Consider the following 14,331-nt stretch of genomic DNA (forward strand, 5'->3'; position numbering starts at 1 on the left):
ACAACCATTCACGACAGCGGGTTGCCCGGTGGCATTAACGACCCATGCTCAGTCGGCAAAGTACCAGTAACCGGCGTTCACCCAGCGCGTGAGCGCGGCCAGGATGGCAGGCTGGGACAGCCATGGCGCCAGCGCCACCCCGTCCAGCCGCTCGTGGTCGCACAGCACGGGCACGAAGCCGGCGCCCTCGGGGCCGAAGTCGGTCCGCTCCCCGTCCACGTAGCACACGCCCTGCGCCGCCGTGGCGTCCACGTAGAAGCAGCGCAGGCCGCCCGTGCGCACCAGCACACCGCCGCCGGCCAGCGCTTCGGCCAGCTCCGCATCCTCGTAGGGCGACTCCAGCGCCTGCAGGTCGAGCTGGCACTTGGCGCGCGACAGGTAGCCGCCGGCCATGTCGGCCAGCAGCGCCTCGTCGTCGAGCACGGCCTGCAACTGGGCGCGGATGCGGGCGAAGTCGGCGCCGTCGATGCGGCCCTGCTGGGTGTGCAGCGGGCGGCCCGGGTCGGCCAGCAGTTCGTTGCCCAGTTCCTTGTCGATCAGGTGGTCGGCCAGCGCGCTGAACATGTCGCAGGCCGACTTGGCGCGGAAGCCGACCGAGAAACTCATGGCGTGTTCCAGCGTCACGCCGTCGTGCGGGAAGCCGGGCGGGATGTAGAGGATGTCGCCCGCCTCCAGCACCTCGTCGATGATGGGCTCGAACGGGTCCGTGTGCAGCAAGGCTTCGTGGGCCGCGAACTCGCGGTGGTTGCCGCGCGCGCCCACGCGCCAGCGGCGCTTGCCCGAACCCTGGCAGATGAAGACGTCATAACGGTCGATGTGGGGGCCGACGCCGCCGTCCTTGGTGGAATAGCTGATCATCACATCGTCCAGCCGCCACTTGGGGAGGAAAGAGAAGGGTTCGACCAGCGCCTGCACCTCGGGCGACCAGTGGTTGGCCGCCTGCACGATCAGGCACCATTCGCGTTCGCCAAGATGTTCGTAGCTGTCGAACGGCCCGGTCTCGGCCTGCCAGCGACCGTCGCGGCGGTACACGAGGCGCGATTCGACCTGCTCCTCGCACGCGAGACCAGCCAGTTCATCTGGGCTGATCGGGTCCTCGAACTGGCGGAAGCCGCCCCGTATCAGCAGCGGTTGCCGTTGCCAGTAGTGTTGCAGGAAGTGTTCGGGCGTGATGCCGGGCAGGTTTAAGGTGTGCATGCGTGACCAATGTGGAGAAAATAAGCGGGCCCGCCGTTCTATCACCGGCGCGCGCCGGGCGATAGCAACGGGATCAAGACCGCGCGAGGATGGTATGTCTGTGACGTCCCGGATTGTCCGGGAGCGTGTTATGTCCCGCTCTTTTCAGGCGGGGCGTCGGCCGAGGGATCGACGACTTCCTGCGCCGGCCCGGCCGGCTCGGTCTTGGCGTTCAGGCCGAATTTTTCCCAGCCTTCGCCCCACAGTTCGATGGGGTGCTGGGTACGCTCCGAGCCATTGCCACAGGCCAGCGAATCGACCGGGCAGTATTTGTCGCACCCCCAGCAGATGCGCTCCGGGTGCTTGGGATTGATTGGGAATACCTTGGCCATACCCTGCTCCTTGTGCTGATTTATCCGCGCCGCTCCAGCGGGCAGACCAGCGGCAGGAATTGCTGCTGGCGGGGGGAATAAGCCATCAGCGCCCCGCTTTCAATGTCAAAATACCAGCCGTGCAGCTTGACCAGCCCCTTCTCCACCCGCTCCTTGAGCCACGGGTAGGTCAGCAGGTTGTCCAGCGAATGCAGGATGCTGGCCAGTTCGCACGCCTTGTGCTGGTGTTCCTCGCTGCGGTGGGCCAGGTTGCGCTTGACCTCGTTGGCCACCGGTTCCGCGATCTTCATCCAGCGGCCCACGAAATCGGTGTCGGCCAGCTTCTGGCGCGGCGCCATCAGCGCCCGGATGCCGCCACAGCGGGCATGTCCGAGCACGATCACACGCGCGACTTCCAGGTTGCAGATGGCGAATTCGATGGCCGAACTGACACCCGGCGGCGCGTCCGGCGTGCAAGGCGGCACCAGGTTGGCGATATTGCGCACCACGAACAGGTCACCGGGTTCGCTGCCCGTCAGCAGCATGGGATCGACGCGCGAATCGCAGCAGCCGATCAGCAGCGTGGCCGGGCGCTGGCCCGCCCGCAGGCTGTCGTACAGCGACTGCGAATCGCTGAAATACTGTTGCTGGAACCGGCTGAAACCGCGCAGGAATTTCTCGATTGCTTCCATCGTCCCGCCCTTCCTCAGACCGGCCGGCCTTGCGGCTTGCGCAGGCCGGGCGCTGCGGCGCGCGCGGCGGGCGACTTGCGCGCAGGGCGTTCGAACGGCAGCACGGTGGCGCGCGGCGCCGGTGAAGTCCGGCCCGCAGGGACCGCCGGGAACGTCCGGGGCGCCGGGGCGCCGTCAACCTTGAACACGGCCACCAGCGCCGACAGGCCGTCGGCCTGCTCCTGCAAGGCCTGGGCAGCGGCAGCCACCTCCTCCACCCGCACGGCGTTGCTGCGCGTGCCCTCGTCCATCTGGCTCACGGCCTGGTTGATCTGCTCTATGCCGGCGCTCTGCTCGGCGCCGGCGCGGCTGATGTCGGCGATGATGGAGGTCACCTGGCCGATGCTGGTCAGGATCGCGTGCATGGTGGCGCCGGCCTGGTCGACCAGTTCCGCCCCTTCGGCCACCTGTTCCTGCGACTCCTGCACCAGTTGCTTGATCTGGCGCGCGGCGGCGGCCGATTGCTGCGCCAGCTGGTGCACCTCGTTGGCCACCACGGCGAAGCCCTTGCCGTGATTGCCGGCGCGGGCCGCTTCCACCGCCGCGTTCAGCGCCAGCAGGTTGGTCTGGAACGCCAGCCGGTCGATCACGCCGATGATGTCGCCGATGCGCACCGCCGACGAATTGATGGCGCCCATGGTGCTGACCACCTTCGCCACCACCGCCTCGCCTTCGTTGGCCACCTGCGCGGCCGATTGCGCCAGCTGGTTGGCCTGCTGGGCGCTGGCGCCGTTCTCGCGCACGGCCACCGTCAACTGCTCCATCGAGGCCGCCGTCTGCTGCAGGGCGCTGGCCTGCTGTTCGGTGCGCACAGCCAGCTCCACGTTGCCGGCCGCGATGCTGTGGGCCGCGCCGTTGATGGCGGCCGTGCCGCCGCGCACATCGCCCACGATCCTGGTCAGGCTGGTGTTCATGTCGGCCAGCGATTGCAGCAACTGGCCCGTTTCATCACGGGTCTCGACGGCGATGCGCTGCGTCAGGTCGCCGGCGGCCACGCTGCCGGCCACGCGCACGGCCTGCTCCAGCGGCCGCACGATAGCCCGTTGCAGCAACACGCCGATCACGGCCGACAGCACCAGGCCAAAGGCGATGCCCGTCAGGCAGGCCAGGCGCACGCGCTGGTAGATCAACTGGCTGTGTTCGAATTCGGCGTGCGCGCTGCTCAGGTGCAGCGCCATCAGCGCATCGATGTTCTTGCGCACCGGGAGGAACAAACGGGCCATTTCGCCGCGCATCAGGGTGCGGGCGGCGCCGTGGTTGTCGCGCCGCAGCGCCTCGATCGCGGGCCGCAAGCCTTGCGCCACGAATTGCTGGCGCGCCTCGGCATAGTCGTGGGCCAGCCCCACTTCCTCGGGACGCAGGCCGTTTTGTACATAGGTGTCCCACATGCGCGCGATCTGCGCCATGCGCTGCTCGACTTGCGCCATCTCGGGCTGCACCACTTCCGGCGTCTCGTTGAGCGCCTGGGCCACGGCCAGCTGGTTGGCGTCGATCAGGCGCACGATCTGGTCCAGCTGCGACATGGGCAGCATGCGCTGCTCGTAGTTGTTGCGCAGGGTGTCGTTGGCGCCGGCCAGGCTGACCAGGCCGATCACGCCGCCCAGCACCAGCAGGACGGACAAAAACCCGATCACGAACACGAGTCGCAACCGGATGGTGAGGTTCTTGAACATGGGGGACTCCAGGCGCGTGCGCCGCACCGGTTCAACCGGCGCAGGCACGCAGTTTTTCTTCGTCGAGGATGGTGACCTTGCGGCCCTTGAATGCGATCAGTTGTTGCGAACTCAAATCAGCCATGATGCGCGAGAAGTGCTCGGGCGTGAGGTTCAGGCGCGATGCCAGCACCGCCTTGGCCACGGGCAGCGTCAGCTCGGCGCCGGTGTCGGCGCTATGGTCCTTGAGCAGGTAGGACACCACGCGCTGGGTGCCCGAACGCAGCGAGTACGACTCCATGTCGGACATCAGGCTGTGCATGCGCTGGCTCAGGCCGGCCAGCATCTTGACCGCGAACGCGGAATCGTTCTCAATCTCGCGGAAGATGGCCTGCTTGGACACGTGCAGCAGCAGCGAGTCGGCCATGGCCTGCGACGACACGATGTAGGGGCTGCCCATGAACATCAACGCTTCGCCAAAGCTCTGGCCGGGGCCGATCAGCTCGATCACCTTTTCCGCGCCCTGGGCCGAGGTGAACGACAGCTTGATCTGGCCATACAGCACCACGTGGAAGCCCACGCACGGGTCGCCGCGCTGGAAGATGATTTCGCCGCGCTCGGCCCGCACTTCCGTCGTGCCCAGCGCGATGCGGTCCAGTTCTTCCTGGCGCATCGAATTAAACAGCGGTACGCGTGACAGGAAGGTTTGTACTTTGATCTTGGTCTTGTCCATCATGTCCTCAAATCGTCCTTGAATAGCGGATCGGGCTCGGTCCTTCCTCGCGCGGCGCGTGCAGGTAGCTGTCGAAGGCCATGCACACGTTACGGATCAGCAGGCGGCCGCGCATTTTGACCTTGATGCCGTCGCCGTCCACGGTCAGCAGGCCCTGCTCCTCCAGCGGCTTCAAGCGGGCCAGGTCGGCCGCGAAGTAGTCGGCCGGTTCCTGGTTGCCGGGGATGGCCAGGTCCGCGTAGCGCAGTTCGAAGTCGCACATCAGCTTGCCGATCACACTGCGGCGCAGCAGGTCGTCTTCGGTCAGGTCGATGCCGCGCGCGATCGGCAGCTGGCCGGCGTCGAGCCGCTCGTAGTAGGCCGACAGCACCTTCTCGTTCTGGCTGTAGCTGCCGCCAACGTCGCTGATGGCCGACACGCCCAGCGCCACCATGTCGGCGTCGGCGTGGGTCGAATAGCCCTGGAAGTTGCGGTGCAGCTCACCCTCGACCTGGCTGCGGGCCAGGTCGTCCTCGGGCAGCGCGAAGTGGTCCATGCCGATGTAGACGTAGCCGGCCGCCGTCAGGCGCGCGATGCACAGGCCCAGCATCTCCAGCTTGGTTTCGCCGTCGGGCAGCGTGTCCGCGTCGATCAGGCGCTGGGCCTTGAACAGGTGCGGCATGTGGGCGTAGTTGTAGATGGCGATACGGTCGGGACGGGCCGCGATCACCTTGTCCAGCGTGGGGCCCATGCTGGCCACGGTCTGCTTGGGCAGGCCGTAGATCAGGTCCACGCTGATGGAGCGGAAATTGGCCGCGCGCGCGGCCTCCAGCACGGCGATGGTCTGCTCGTAGGGCTGGATGCGGTTGACGGCTTGCTGCACTTCGGGGTCGAAGTCCTGGATGCCCAGGCTGATGCGGTTGAAGCCCTGGCGGCGCAGCGTGTGGATGCGTTGCGGGGTGACGGTGCGCGGGTCGACTTCGACCGAGAATTCGCCCTCGTCGTCCGGAACGAAGTCGAAATGCTGGCGCAGATAGGCCAGCAGGCCGTCCATCTGCTGGTCCGTCAGGTAGGTCGGGGTGCCGCCGCCGAAGTGCAGCTGGTCGACCCGGTTGATGCCGGCGAACAGTTTGGCCTGCATGGCGATCTCGCGCCGCAGGTAGTCGAGGTAGGTGACGGCCTTGCTGTGGTCCTGCGTGATGATCTTGTTGCAGGCGCAGTAGTAGCACAGCGATTCGCAGAACGGGATGTGGATGTACAGCGACAGCCCGCTCGGGGTCCCCCGGGCCCGCACCCGCTCGACGGCCTCCTCATATTGTTGCTGAGCGTAGCCTTTGACGAAACGATCCGCCGTCGGATAGGACGTGTAGCGCGGTCCCATCTGGTTGAGCTTGCGCACGAGCGCAGCATCGAACTCCACCGACGGCGTGAGCGGGATGACTTTGGGGGTAGACATATTGTAACTCCAGGTTAGGCGTTGACCGCCAGGTAGACTTTTCCGGAAAGGCCGCGATTGTGTCGCGGTCTTTCCGAATCCATCTTTTAGCAAGGCATGGCGGCACCCTTGCGAGAATAGCACCACCAGGTGATGGCGATGCAGCTCATGTAGAAACCGATGAAGCACCACAGGGCCGTGTCGGGGCTGCCCGTCATGGCGATCGAGGTGCCGTAGCTCTTCGGAATGAAGAACGCGCCGTAGGCAGCCATGGCCGAGGTGAAGCCCAGCACGGCGGCGCCTTCCTTGTTGGCGTCCACGATGGCTTGCTCCTGCGCGGCTTTCGGCTTGCCGGCGGCGGCGCGCTGGTGCTCGGTCAGGAAGATCACGGGGATCATGCGGAAGGTCGAGGCATTGCCGACGCCGGTGCCGGCGAACAGCGCCATGAACATCCAGAAGAAGCCGGTGAAGTTGCCGGCCACGCCGTCATGCGGCGCGAAGTGCAGCACGCCCAGCACGGCGCAGATCATGAAGATGAAGGTCCAGAAGGTGACGCGGGCGCCGCCCAGTTTGTCGGAGATGATGCCGCCCACCACGCGGGCCAGGGCGCCGACCAGAGGGCCGAGGAAGGCGTACTGCAGCGGATTCACGTCGGGGAACTGGGTTTTCATCAGCAGCGGGAAGGCGGCCGAGTAACCGATGAACGAGCCGAAGGTGCCCGTGTACAGCCAGCACATGAGCCAGTTGTGTTTGCGCTTGAAGATCACGGCTTGCTCGGCGAACGACGCCTTGGCCGAGGCCAGGTCGTTCATGCCGAACCAGGCCAGCAGGCTGCTGACGGCGATGAACGGCACCCAGATGAAGCCGGCGTTCTGCAGCCACAGGTTGCTGGTCTGGCCCAGTTTGCCGATGGTCTGCGCTTCGCCGCCGATGGTGCCGAAGATGCCCATGGTGATCACCAGTGGCACCACGAACTGCACGGCCGACACGCCCAGGTTACCCAGGCCGGCGTTCATGCCCAGCGCGTAGCCCTTCTGCGCTTTCGGGAAGAAGAAGCTGATGTTGGCCATGGACGAGGCGAAGTTGCCGCCGCCGAAGCCGCACAGCAGCGCCAGGATCAGCATGGTGGGATAGCCGGTGCTGGTGTCCTGCACGGCAAAGCCGATGCCGATGGCCGGGATCAGCAGCGAGGCGGTGGAGATCGTGGTCCACTTGCGGCCGCCGAAGATGGGCACCATGAACGAGTAGAAGATGCGCAGCGTGGCGCCCGACAGGCCGGGCAAGGCCGTCAGCCAGAACAGCTGGTTGGTGCTGTACTTGAAGCCGATGGCGGGCAGCTTGACCACCACCACGCTCCACACCATCCAGACGGCGAAGGCCAGGGCCAGCGCGGGGATGGAGATCCACAGGTTGCGGTTGGCGGTACTTCGTCCCGTCGCTTGCCAGAAGGCCGGGGTTTCCGGCTCCCAGGTGTTGATCATGTATTTGCTCATACTATTCTCCTGATTTCACTGATATTCTTGGGTTCGGATCGTTTCATCGGCCGGCTCATGCAGCCGCAGCCTGGCGGGTACTCCCCACCGCCGGCGCCGTGGCGGAGGGGCGGAACGAGAAGTGCATCCACACCAGCGAGACGCAGACGGTGCCGTACAGCAGCATGAAGGCGCTCGAACGCACCCCCGTCAGGTCGACCAGCGCGCCGAACATGATGGGCAGGATGAAGCCACCCAGGCCGCCGGCCAGGCCCACCACGCCGGACACGGCACCGATGTTGTCGCTGAAGTCGTCGGCGATGAATTTGAAGACGGATGCCTTACCCACCGCCATGGCCGTGCCGACGATGAACAGCAGGCCCGTGAACATCCAGGGCGAGACGGACAGGTTCAGCGTCATGTCGCCGTTGACGGTCTTGACCACCATGGCCGTTGGCGGATACGACAGCAGGAAGAAGCACACCCAGCACACCCACATCACGGCCCAGGTCACCTTGTGGGCGCCGTAGCGGTCCGAGATCCAGCCACCCAAGGCGCGCAGCACGCCGCCGGGCAAGGAGAAGCAGGCGGCCAGCAAGGCGGCCAGCTTCAGGTCGAAGCCGTATTCGGCCACATAGTATTTGGTCATCCACAGGGCCAGGCCCACATAGCCGCCGAACACGACGGAGTAGTACTGGCAATAGCGCCATACGCGGCGGTCCTTCAGCACCTTGAGCTGCTGGCCGAACGTGACGCTGCCCGACACCAGGTGCGACGGGTCGCTGTAGGTGAAGGCCCAAAACGCGAGCGCCGTCACCAGCATGGTGGCCGCGTACACGGTGGGCAGCATCTGCCAGCCAAAGGCCGTGATGATGGCCGGCGCGACGAACTTGGTCAGGGCCGAGCCGGAGTTACCGGCGCCGAAGATACCCATCGCCAGGCCGCGGCGCTCTTTCGGGAACCAGCGCGCCACATACGGCGTGCCGACCGAGAACGAACCGCCGGCCAGGCCGACGAACAGGCCCAGGGCGAGGAACTGCCAGTAAGCGGTGGCGCGGCCGATCAGGTAGATCGGAATTACGGTGGCCAGCATCAGCACAAAGAACACGATACGGCCGCCGAAGCGGTCGCACCAGATGCCCAGCGGGACGCGCACCAGCGAGCCACTCAGCACGGGCATGGCGGCCAACAGGCCAAATTCGGTTTCGTTCAGACCCAGCGACTTCTTGATGGGGATACCCAGCACGGCGAACATCATCCAAATTGCGAAACAGATGGTGAAAGCCGTCGTACTGCTGACCAGCACTTGTATCGCCTTTCTCTTATTTTCCACTTTGCTTCTCCTGACACACTATGGGATGACGTCAGGTTACGCGTCCGTCCTCAGAGACACTATTACCCGTAGGGCTAAATCCGCACGGCAATCAGGCTAGCTCCATCAGCCAAAAGAACTAGTTGTGACATCCAGTCGTTGCAACAATTGCATGGGCACGCCGCCACCCTGCCCCAGCCCCAGGCCGCCGCCCCCGCCCGGCATGGCCACCAGGTCGGCCAGCGTGGCCCGGTCCAGCACCCCCAGGTAGGCCGCCGTGGCCTGGCCCAGCAAGCCTTTCAGGCCGCAGCAACTGGCGTAGGGGCACACTTCGCGCGCCGCGTCGAAGCAGGCCGCCATATAGAAGTCGTTCTCCGTGTGGCGCACCACGGCGCCCACGCTGATGTCCTCGGGCGCCTTGGCCAGCCGCAGGCCGCCATTGCGGCCGCGCACGGTCTGCACCAGGCCCGTCAGGCCCAATTGATAGACCACCTTCATCAAGTGGTTCTTGGAAATGCCGTGCTGGCTGGCGATATCCTGGATCGTCACCAGCCGGCCGGGCTGGCCCGCTAAATGAATCAGCGTGCGCAGCGTGTAGTCGGTATATGCGGTCAGCCTCATGGCTCCCCCCGTTGTCTGTCTTGCAAATCAATACGCGTAAACACCTCGCGAGAAGGCGTTGTTGGATTATTGATGCATCCAAAATATTTGTTCATAACTTGGATCAAGAAAAACATACATTTGTTATGCTTCTTTAAAACACCGGCCTATGATGCGTATCAGACGAGTGCCAATTGAATGACTCGCCCTGATTTCAAACACCAACCATGAGGAACTTAGCCATGCACGCTACGCGCAAACTCTGGACCTGGCTGGCCGTCATCTGCGTTCTATCCTTCACCGTTCTGGGGTGGGTAGGCGCGGAGATTTACCTGACAGCCCCGCCTATCCCTAAACACATCGTCACCACCGATGGCCAGCAGCTCTACTCGGGCGAGCAGGTCCAGCGCGGCCAGGAAGCATGGCTGTCCGCTGGCGGCCAGCAGCTGGGCACCGTCTGGGGCCACGGCAGCTACGTGGCGCCGGACTGGTCGGCCGACTGGCTGCACCGCGAATCCCTGGCCCTGCGCGACATCTGGGCCCAGCGTGAATACAAGGTGCCGTTCGACCAGCTGAACAAGGCCACCCAGGGCGCGCTGAACGCACGCCTGCAGGAGGAAATGCGCCACAACACCTACGACAAGGCCACCGACACCATCACGCTGTCGGCCGACCGTGCCGCCGCCGTGCGCGTGGTCGCCGACCACTACATGGGCCTGTTCGGTACCGATCCGAAGCTGGAAGCGCTGCGCGTGCAATACGCAATGAACGCCAACTCGCTGCCCGACCATGACGACCTGCAAGCGCTGCCTGCGTTTATCTTCTGGTCCTCGTGGGCTGCCGGCACCGACCGTCCGGGCGCCACGCTGCTGAGCTACACCAGCAACTGGCCCAGCGAACCGCTGATCAACAACCGCCCAACGGCCACCGCCGGCATCTGGTCGGTCGCTTCCATCATCCTGATGATCGGCGCCATCGCCGCCATGATCATGTACCACTCGGCCGCCAAGGAAGAGGAAGATCCCGTCCCACCGAAGAACGATCCGCTGTTCAGCCTGAAGGCCACGCCTTCCATGCTGGCCACCAAGAAGTACTTCTTCGTCGTCATCGGCCTGATCCTGGCCCAGGTCGGCATGGGCGCCATCACGGCCCACTACGCCGTCGAAGGCCACAGCTTCTTCGGCTTCCCGCTGGCCCACATCTTGCCGTTCACCGTCAGCCGCACCATCCACACCCAGTTCGCCGTGCTGTGGATCGCCACCGCCTGGCTGGCCACCGGCCTGTACATCGCCCCCGCCATCTCGGGCCACGAACCGAAGTTCCAGAAACTGGGCGTGAACCTGCTGTTCTACGCGCTGCTGTTCATCGTCGTCGGTTCGACCGCCATGGGCTGGATCGGCTCGGTCGCCCACAAGGGCAGCGCCTTCTCGTTCTGGCTCGGTAACCAGGGCCTGGAATTCACCAGCATGGGCCGTGTGTGGCAGATCCTGCTGTTCGTCGGCCTGCTGTTCTGGGTCACCCTGCTGGGCCGTGGTCTGTGGCCTGCGCTGAAAAAACCATCGGAAAGCCGCGGCCTGATCGCCATGGTGTTCCTGTCGGCCCTGTGCATCGGCGGCTTCTACGCCACCTCGCTGACCTGGGGTCGCAGCACCCACTACTCGATGATCGAATACTGGCGCTGGTGGCTGGTCCACCTGTGGGTGGAAGGCTTCTTCGAAGTGTTCGCTACCGCTGTCATCGCGCTGCTGTTCACCCGCCTGGGCCTGATCCGCGCCGCCACCGCCAACAGCGCCATCGTGCTGGAAACCATCGTGTTCCTGTTCGGCGGCATCCTGGGCACCCTGCACCACCTGTACTTCACCGGCACGCCGACCTTCGTGATCGCCATCGGCGCCATGTTCTCGGCCCTGGAAGTGGTGCCGCTGTCGATGATCGGTATCGAAGCGTACCGTAACTACCAGCGCTCGAAGGCCGCACCATGGGTCCAGAGCTACAAGTGGTCCATCCTGTGCTTCATCGCCGTGGGCTTCTGGAACACGGTGGGCGCCGGCCTGCTGGGCTTCTCGATCAACACCCCAATCGCCCTCTACTACATGCAAGGCCTGAACATGACGGCCGCTCACGGCCACGCCGCCCTGTTCGGTGTGTACGGCATGCTCGGTATCGGCCTGATGCTGTTCTGCCTGCGTGGCCTGGTGGCCCGTGCCGCCTGGGCCGACAGCCTGCTCAAGCCCATGTTCTGGCTGCTCAACATCGGCCTGGCCATGATGGTGTTCATCTCGCTGGTGCCGGCCGGTATCTACCAGGCCTGGGCCAGCGTCACCGAAGGCATGTGGTTCGCCCGCTCGCCTGAAGTGATCCACTCGAAAGTGATGGAAACCCTGGTCTGGCTGCGCGTCCCTGGCGACATCGTGTTCGCCGTGGGCACGCTGTTCCTGGCCCTGTTCGCATGGCGCCTGATGACCGGCGGCAGCAAAGCCACCGCATCGCAAGGCGTGGTGACGGGCGCCGACCGCGCCTGATCTGAAGTAGTCCCTACCCGGGCCGCAGCCGCGGCCCATCCTCCGGGGAGGCGCAAGCCGCCTCCCCCAACTTTGATTTAGTGACCTGGAGTGTTAACATGTCCCACGATTGCTCGCAACCGACCGGCCCCGATGGCATCTATCCCTTCGACGCGCGCGGCGTTGCCAAACGATTCCGCCACGCCGCCATCTTCGGCGCGTTGGATTCCCTGAACCCCGGAGAAGTCATGCGCTTTTGTAACGACCACGATCCCCTGCCGCTGCTGAACCAGATCGGCCAGTTCTTCGGTGATCGCGTGAAAGTGGCGTACGTGTCGCGCCAGCCGGGCCAGGTCATCATCGACTTCCTGGTCGCGGCCTGACCGCCGGCCATGGACTACTACGCCATCAAGCATTTCCATATGGGCTGCGCCGCCATGAGCGGCAGCCTGTTCCTGCTGCGCGGCTACTGGATGTGGTCCAACCCGGCCCGCCTGCAGCAGCGCTGGGTGCGCACCGCGCCCCACGTGATCGACACGGCGCTGCTGGCCAGCGCCATGACCATGGTAGTCCTGTCCCACCAATATCCGTTCGTGCAAGGCTGGCTCACCGCCAAGGTGCTGGCCCTGCTGCTCTACATCGTCCTCGGCACCATCGCCCTCAAGCGCGGCAAGACCCGCGCCGTGCGCGCCACCGCATTCGCGGCCGCCGTCACCACCTTCCTCTACATCGGCAGCGTGGCCTTCACCAAGCAGGTGTGGCCGTTCTGAACGGCGCCCCGCGCACGCTTCGCAAATCGACAACCTGGATCAAGGATTGTCCTGCACCCACCGTAAATCGGTAACTTACATCAAGGAAAGTCTTCCACCCGGACCGTAGCATGGAACTGTCATCCACATCAGGGATGGCGCCATCAACCAACAAGGTGAAGAAGATGCAGAAAAAATACAAACTTGCCGCGACCTGGCTGGCCAGCGTCACCGCCGCTCTCAGCATGGTTCCCGTCAACGCTGCCGCGCCTGCGGCTCCGGCTGCCGAAGCCGCCCTGCCCGTTGTAGTGCAGGAACTGGTGGCGCCGCCCGCGCTGCCCCCGCGCATCACGCGCACCACGGCCGCACGCGTGGTCGTCAACCTGACGGTGGAAGAAGTCGAGCGCGAGATCGCTCCCGGCACGCGCTACACCTTCTGGACCTTCGGCGGCACCGTGCCGGGCAAAATGATCCGTGTGCGCGAAGGCGACACGGTGGAACTGCACCTGAAGAACCTGCCCGGCAACAAGCTGCCCCACAATATCGACCTGCACGCCGTGACCGGCCCGGGCGGCGGCGCCGCGCAGACCCTGATCGCACCGGGCAACGAAGCCACGTTCACCTTCAAGACCCTCAATCCGGGCCTGTACGTGTACCACTGCGCCACGGCGCCGGTCGATATGCACATCGGCAACGGCATGTACGGCATGATCCTGGTCGAGCCGAAGGAAGGCTTGCCGCCGGTCGATAAAGAGTTCTACGTGATGCAGGGCGAGTTCTACACCACCGGCGCCTACCGCGCACCGGGCCTGCAACCGTTCGACATGCAGAAGACCATCGACGAGAAGCCCACCTACGTGCTGTTCAACGGCGCCGACGGCGCGCTGACCGGCGCCAACGCGCTGAAGGCCAACGCCAACGAGAAAGTGCGCATGTACTTCGGCGTGGGCGGCCCCAACGTCACCTCCAGCTTCCACATCATCGGCACCATCTTCGACAAGGTGTACACCGAAGGCGGCAAGCACTACCAGGAAAACGTGCAGACCACCATGGTGCCGGCCGGCGGCTCCACCATCGTCGAATTCGTGCCGCGCGTGCCGGGCAACCTGACGCTGGTCGACCACTCGCTGTCGCGCGCGTTCAACAAGGGCGCCATCGGCCTGCTGTCGATCTCGGGCCCTGAGCGCCCGGACATCTACAGCAAGGGCATCAAGACGCCGCTGCCAGGCGTGGTCGCCAAGGCCGCACCGGCCGCGCCAGCCGCCCCTGTCGTCACCGGCGCCGCCCACACGGCCCAGCAGGTACGCGGCAAGCAAGTGTTCGAGAGCACCTGCGCGGCCTGCCACCAGGCCGACGGCAAGGGTGTGGCCGGCGTGTTCCCGCCACTGGCCAACTCGGACTTCTTCCAGCAACGTCCGTATGAGATGGCGCACATCGTCATCAACGGCCGTAGCGGCGAGCTGGTGGTCAACGGCGATCACTACAACGGTGTGATGCCGGCCCAGGACCTGAACGACGAAGACGTGGCAGCCGTGATCAACTACGTCAACGTGGAGCTCAACAAGGGCAAGCCGGTGATCACCCCGGCGCAAGTGCGCGATATGCGCAAGGCCAAGTAAT

13 protein-coding genes are annotated in these 14,331 nt (G+C 65.0%); 4 read left to right on the forward strand and 9 right to left on the reverse strand.

Annotation, left to right across the window (positions count from 1 at the left end):
- Positions 1–48: 48 nt before the first annotated feature.
- From H3H37_RS15210 to H3H37_RS15250, 9 genes are all read right to left on the reverse strand, one after another.
- Positions 49–1,197: a ribosomal protein uL16 3-hydroxylase gene (locus tag H3H37_RS15210; protein ID WP_182163928.1), complete on the reverse strand. Its 1,149-nt coding sequence runs from the start codon at positions 1,195–1,197 to the stop codon at positions 49–51.
- A 128-nt stretch (positions 1,198–1,325) separates the two neighbouring features.
- Positions 1,326–1,568: a DUF3079 domain-containing protein gene (locus tag H3H37_RS15215; protein ID WP_182163930.1), complete on the reverse strand. Its 243-nt coding sequence runs from the start codon at positions 1,566–1,568 to the stop codon at positions 1,326–1,328.
- A 20-nt stretch (positions 1,569–1,588) separates the two neighbouring features.
- Positions 1,589–2,239 (reverse strand): carbonic anhydrase, encoded by a 651-nt coding sequence (locus H3H37_RS15220; protein WP_182163932.1) that lies wholly within the window; start codon positions 2,237–2,239, stop codon positions 1,589–1,591.
- Positions 2,240–2,253: 14 nt separating this feature from the next.
- Entirely contained in the window at positions 2,254–3,951 is a 1,698-nt protein-coding gene (locus H3H37_RS15225; RefSeq protein ID WP_182163934.1) for a methyl-accepting chemotaxis protein, read from the reverse strand.
- A 31-nt stretch (positions 3,952–3,982) separates the two neighbouring features.
- Entirely contained in the window at positions 3,983–4,663 is a 681-nt protein-coding gene (locus tag H3H37_RS15230; protein ID WP_182164069.1) for a Crp/Fnr family transcriptional regulator, read from the reverse strand.
- 7 nt (positions 4,664–4,670) lie between these two features.
- Complete coding sequence (gene hemN, locus H3H37_RS15235; protein ID WP_182163936.1) at positions 4,671–6,098, reverse strand: oxygen-independent coproporphyrinogen III oxidase; 1,428 nt, start codon at positions 6,096–6,098, stop codon at positions 4,671–4,673.
- A gap of 86 nt (positions 6,099–6,184) precedes the next feature.
- Positions 6,185–7,570 (reverse strand): NarK family nitrate/nitrite MFS transporter, encoded by a 1,386-nt coding sequence (locus tag H3H37_RS15240; RefSeq protein ID WP_182163938.1) that lies wholly within the window; start codon positions 7,568–7,570, stop codon positions 6,185–6,187.
- Positions 7,571–7,625: 55 nt separating this feature from the next.
- A complete protein-coding gene (locus tag H3H37_RS15245) occupies positions 7,626–8,882 on the reverse strand; it encodes an MFS transporter (RefSeq protein WP_311197512.1) in 1,257 nt (418 codons plus the stop codon).
- A 105-nt stretch (positions 8,883–8,987) separates the two neighbouring features.
- Positions 8,988–9,482, reverse strand: coding sequence for an RrF2 family transcriptional regulator (locus H3H37_RS15250; RefSeq protein WP_182163940.1), 495 nt, complete (start codon positions 9,480–9,482; stop codon positions 8,988–8,990).
- 221 nt (positions 9,483–9,703) lie between these two features.
- On the opposite strand from H3H37_RS15250, the gene H3H37_RS15255 reads away from it, so the two are divergent.
- From H3H37_RS15255 to nirK, 4 genes are all read left to right on the forward strand, one after another.
- Positions 9,704–11,983, forward strand: coding sequence for a nitric-oxide reductase large subunit (locus H3H37_RS15255; protein ID WP_182163942.1), 2,280 nt, complete (start codon positions 9,704–9,706; stop codon positions 11,981–11,983).
- 98 nt (positions 11,984–12,081) lie between these two features.
- The gene (locus tag H3H37_RS15260; protein ID WP_182163944.1) at positions 12,082–12,345 is read left to right on the forward strand and encodes a DUF2249 domain-containing protein; all 264 of its coding nucleotides are present in this window, start codon (positions 12,082–12,084) and stop codon (positions 12,343–12,345) included.
- Between the two features lie 9 nt (positions 12,346–12,354).
- On the forward strand, positions 12,355–12,732 hold the full coding sequence (locus H3H37_RS15265; RefSeq protein WP_182163946.1) for a SirB2 family protein: 378 nt from the start codon (positions 12,355–12,357) through the stop codon (positions 12,730–12,732).
- Positions 12,733–12,842: 110 nt separating this feature from the next.
- Positions 12,843–14,330: a copper-containing nitrite reductase gene (gene nirK / locus H3H37_RS15270; protein WP_229218858.1), complete on the forward strand. Its 1,488-nt coding sequence runs from the start codon at positions 12,843–12,845 to the stop codon at positions 14,328–14,330.
- Position 14,331: the final 1 nt, after the last annotated feature.

The sequence above is a fragment of the Rugamonas brunnea genome (genome assembly GCF_014042345.1).
GTDB lineage: Bacteria > Pseudomonadota > Gammaproteobacteria > Burkholderiales > Burkholderiaceae_D > Rugamonas > Rugamonas brunnea.

Excerpts from the sequence above, each read along its gene's own strand:
- nirK (WP_229218858.1), top strand. The coding sequence starts at position 12,843 with ATGGAACTGTCATCCACATCAGGGATGGCGCCATCAACCAACAAGGTG.
- H3H37_RS15225 (WP_182163934.1), bottom strand. The coding sequence starts at position 3,951 with ATGTTCAAGAACCTCACCATCCGGTTGCGACTCGTGTTCGTGATCGGG.
- hemN (WP_182163936.1), bottom strand. The coding sequence starts at position 6,098 with ATGTCTACCCCCAAAGTCATCCCGCTCACGCCGTCGGTGGAGTTCGAT.
- H3H37_RS15265 (WP_182163946.1), top strand. The coding sequence starts at position 12,355 with ATGGACTACTACGCCATCAAGCATTTCCATATGGGCTGCGCCGCCATG.
- H3H37_RS15210 (WP_182163928.1), bottom strand. The coding sequence starts at position 1,197 with ATGCACACCTTAAACCTGCCCGGCATCACGCCCGAACACTTCCTGCAA.
- H3H37_RS15220 (WP_182163932.1), bottom strand. The coding sequence starts at position 2,239 with ATGGAAGCAATCGAGAAATTCCTGCGCGGTTTCAGCCGGTTCCAGCAA.
- H3H37_RS15250 (WP_182163940.1), bottom strand. The coding sequence starts at position 9,482 with ATGAGGCTGACCGCATATACCGACTACACGCTGCGCACGCTGATTCAT.
- H3H37_RS15240 (WP_182163938.1), bottom strand. The coding sequence starts at position 7,570 with ATGAGCAAATACATGATCAACACCTGGGAGCCGGAAACCCCGGCCTTC.
- H3H37_RS15215 (WP_182163930.1), bottom strand. The coding sequence starts at position 1,568 with ATGGCCAAGGTATTCCCAATCAATCCCAAGCACCCGGAGCGCATCTGC.
- H3H37_RS15255 (WP_182163942.1), top strand. The coding sequence starts at position 9,704 with ATGCACGCTACGCGCAAACTCTGGACCTGGCTGGCCGTCATCTGCGTT.
- H3H37_RS15260 (WP_182163944.1), top strand. The coding sequence starts at position 12,082 with ATGTCCCACGATTGCTCGCAACCGACCGGCCCCGATGGCATCTATCCC.
- H3H37_RS15230 (WP_182164069.1), bottom strand. The coding sequence starts at position 4,663 with ATGGACAAGACCAAGATCAAAGTACAAACCTTCCTGTCACGCGTACCG.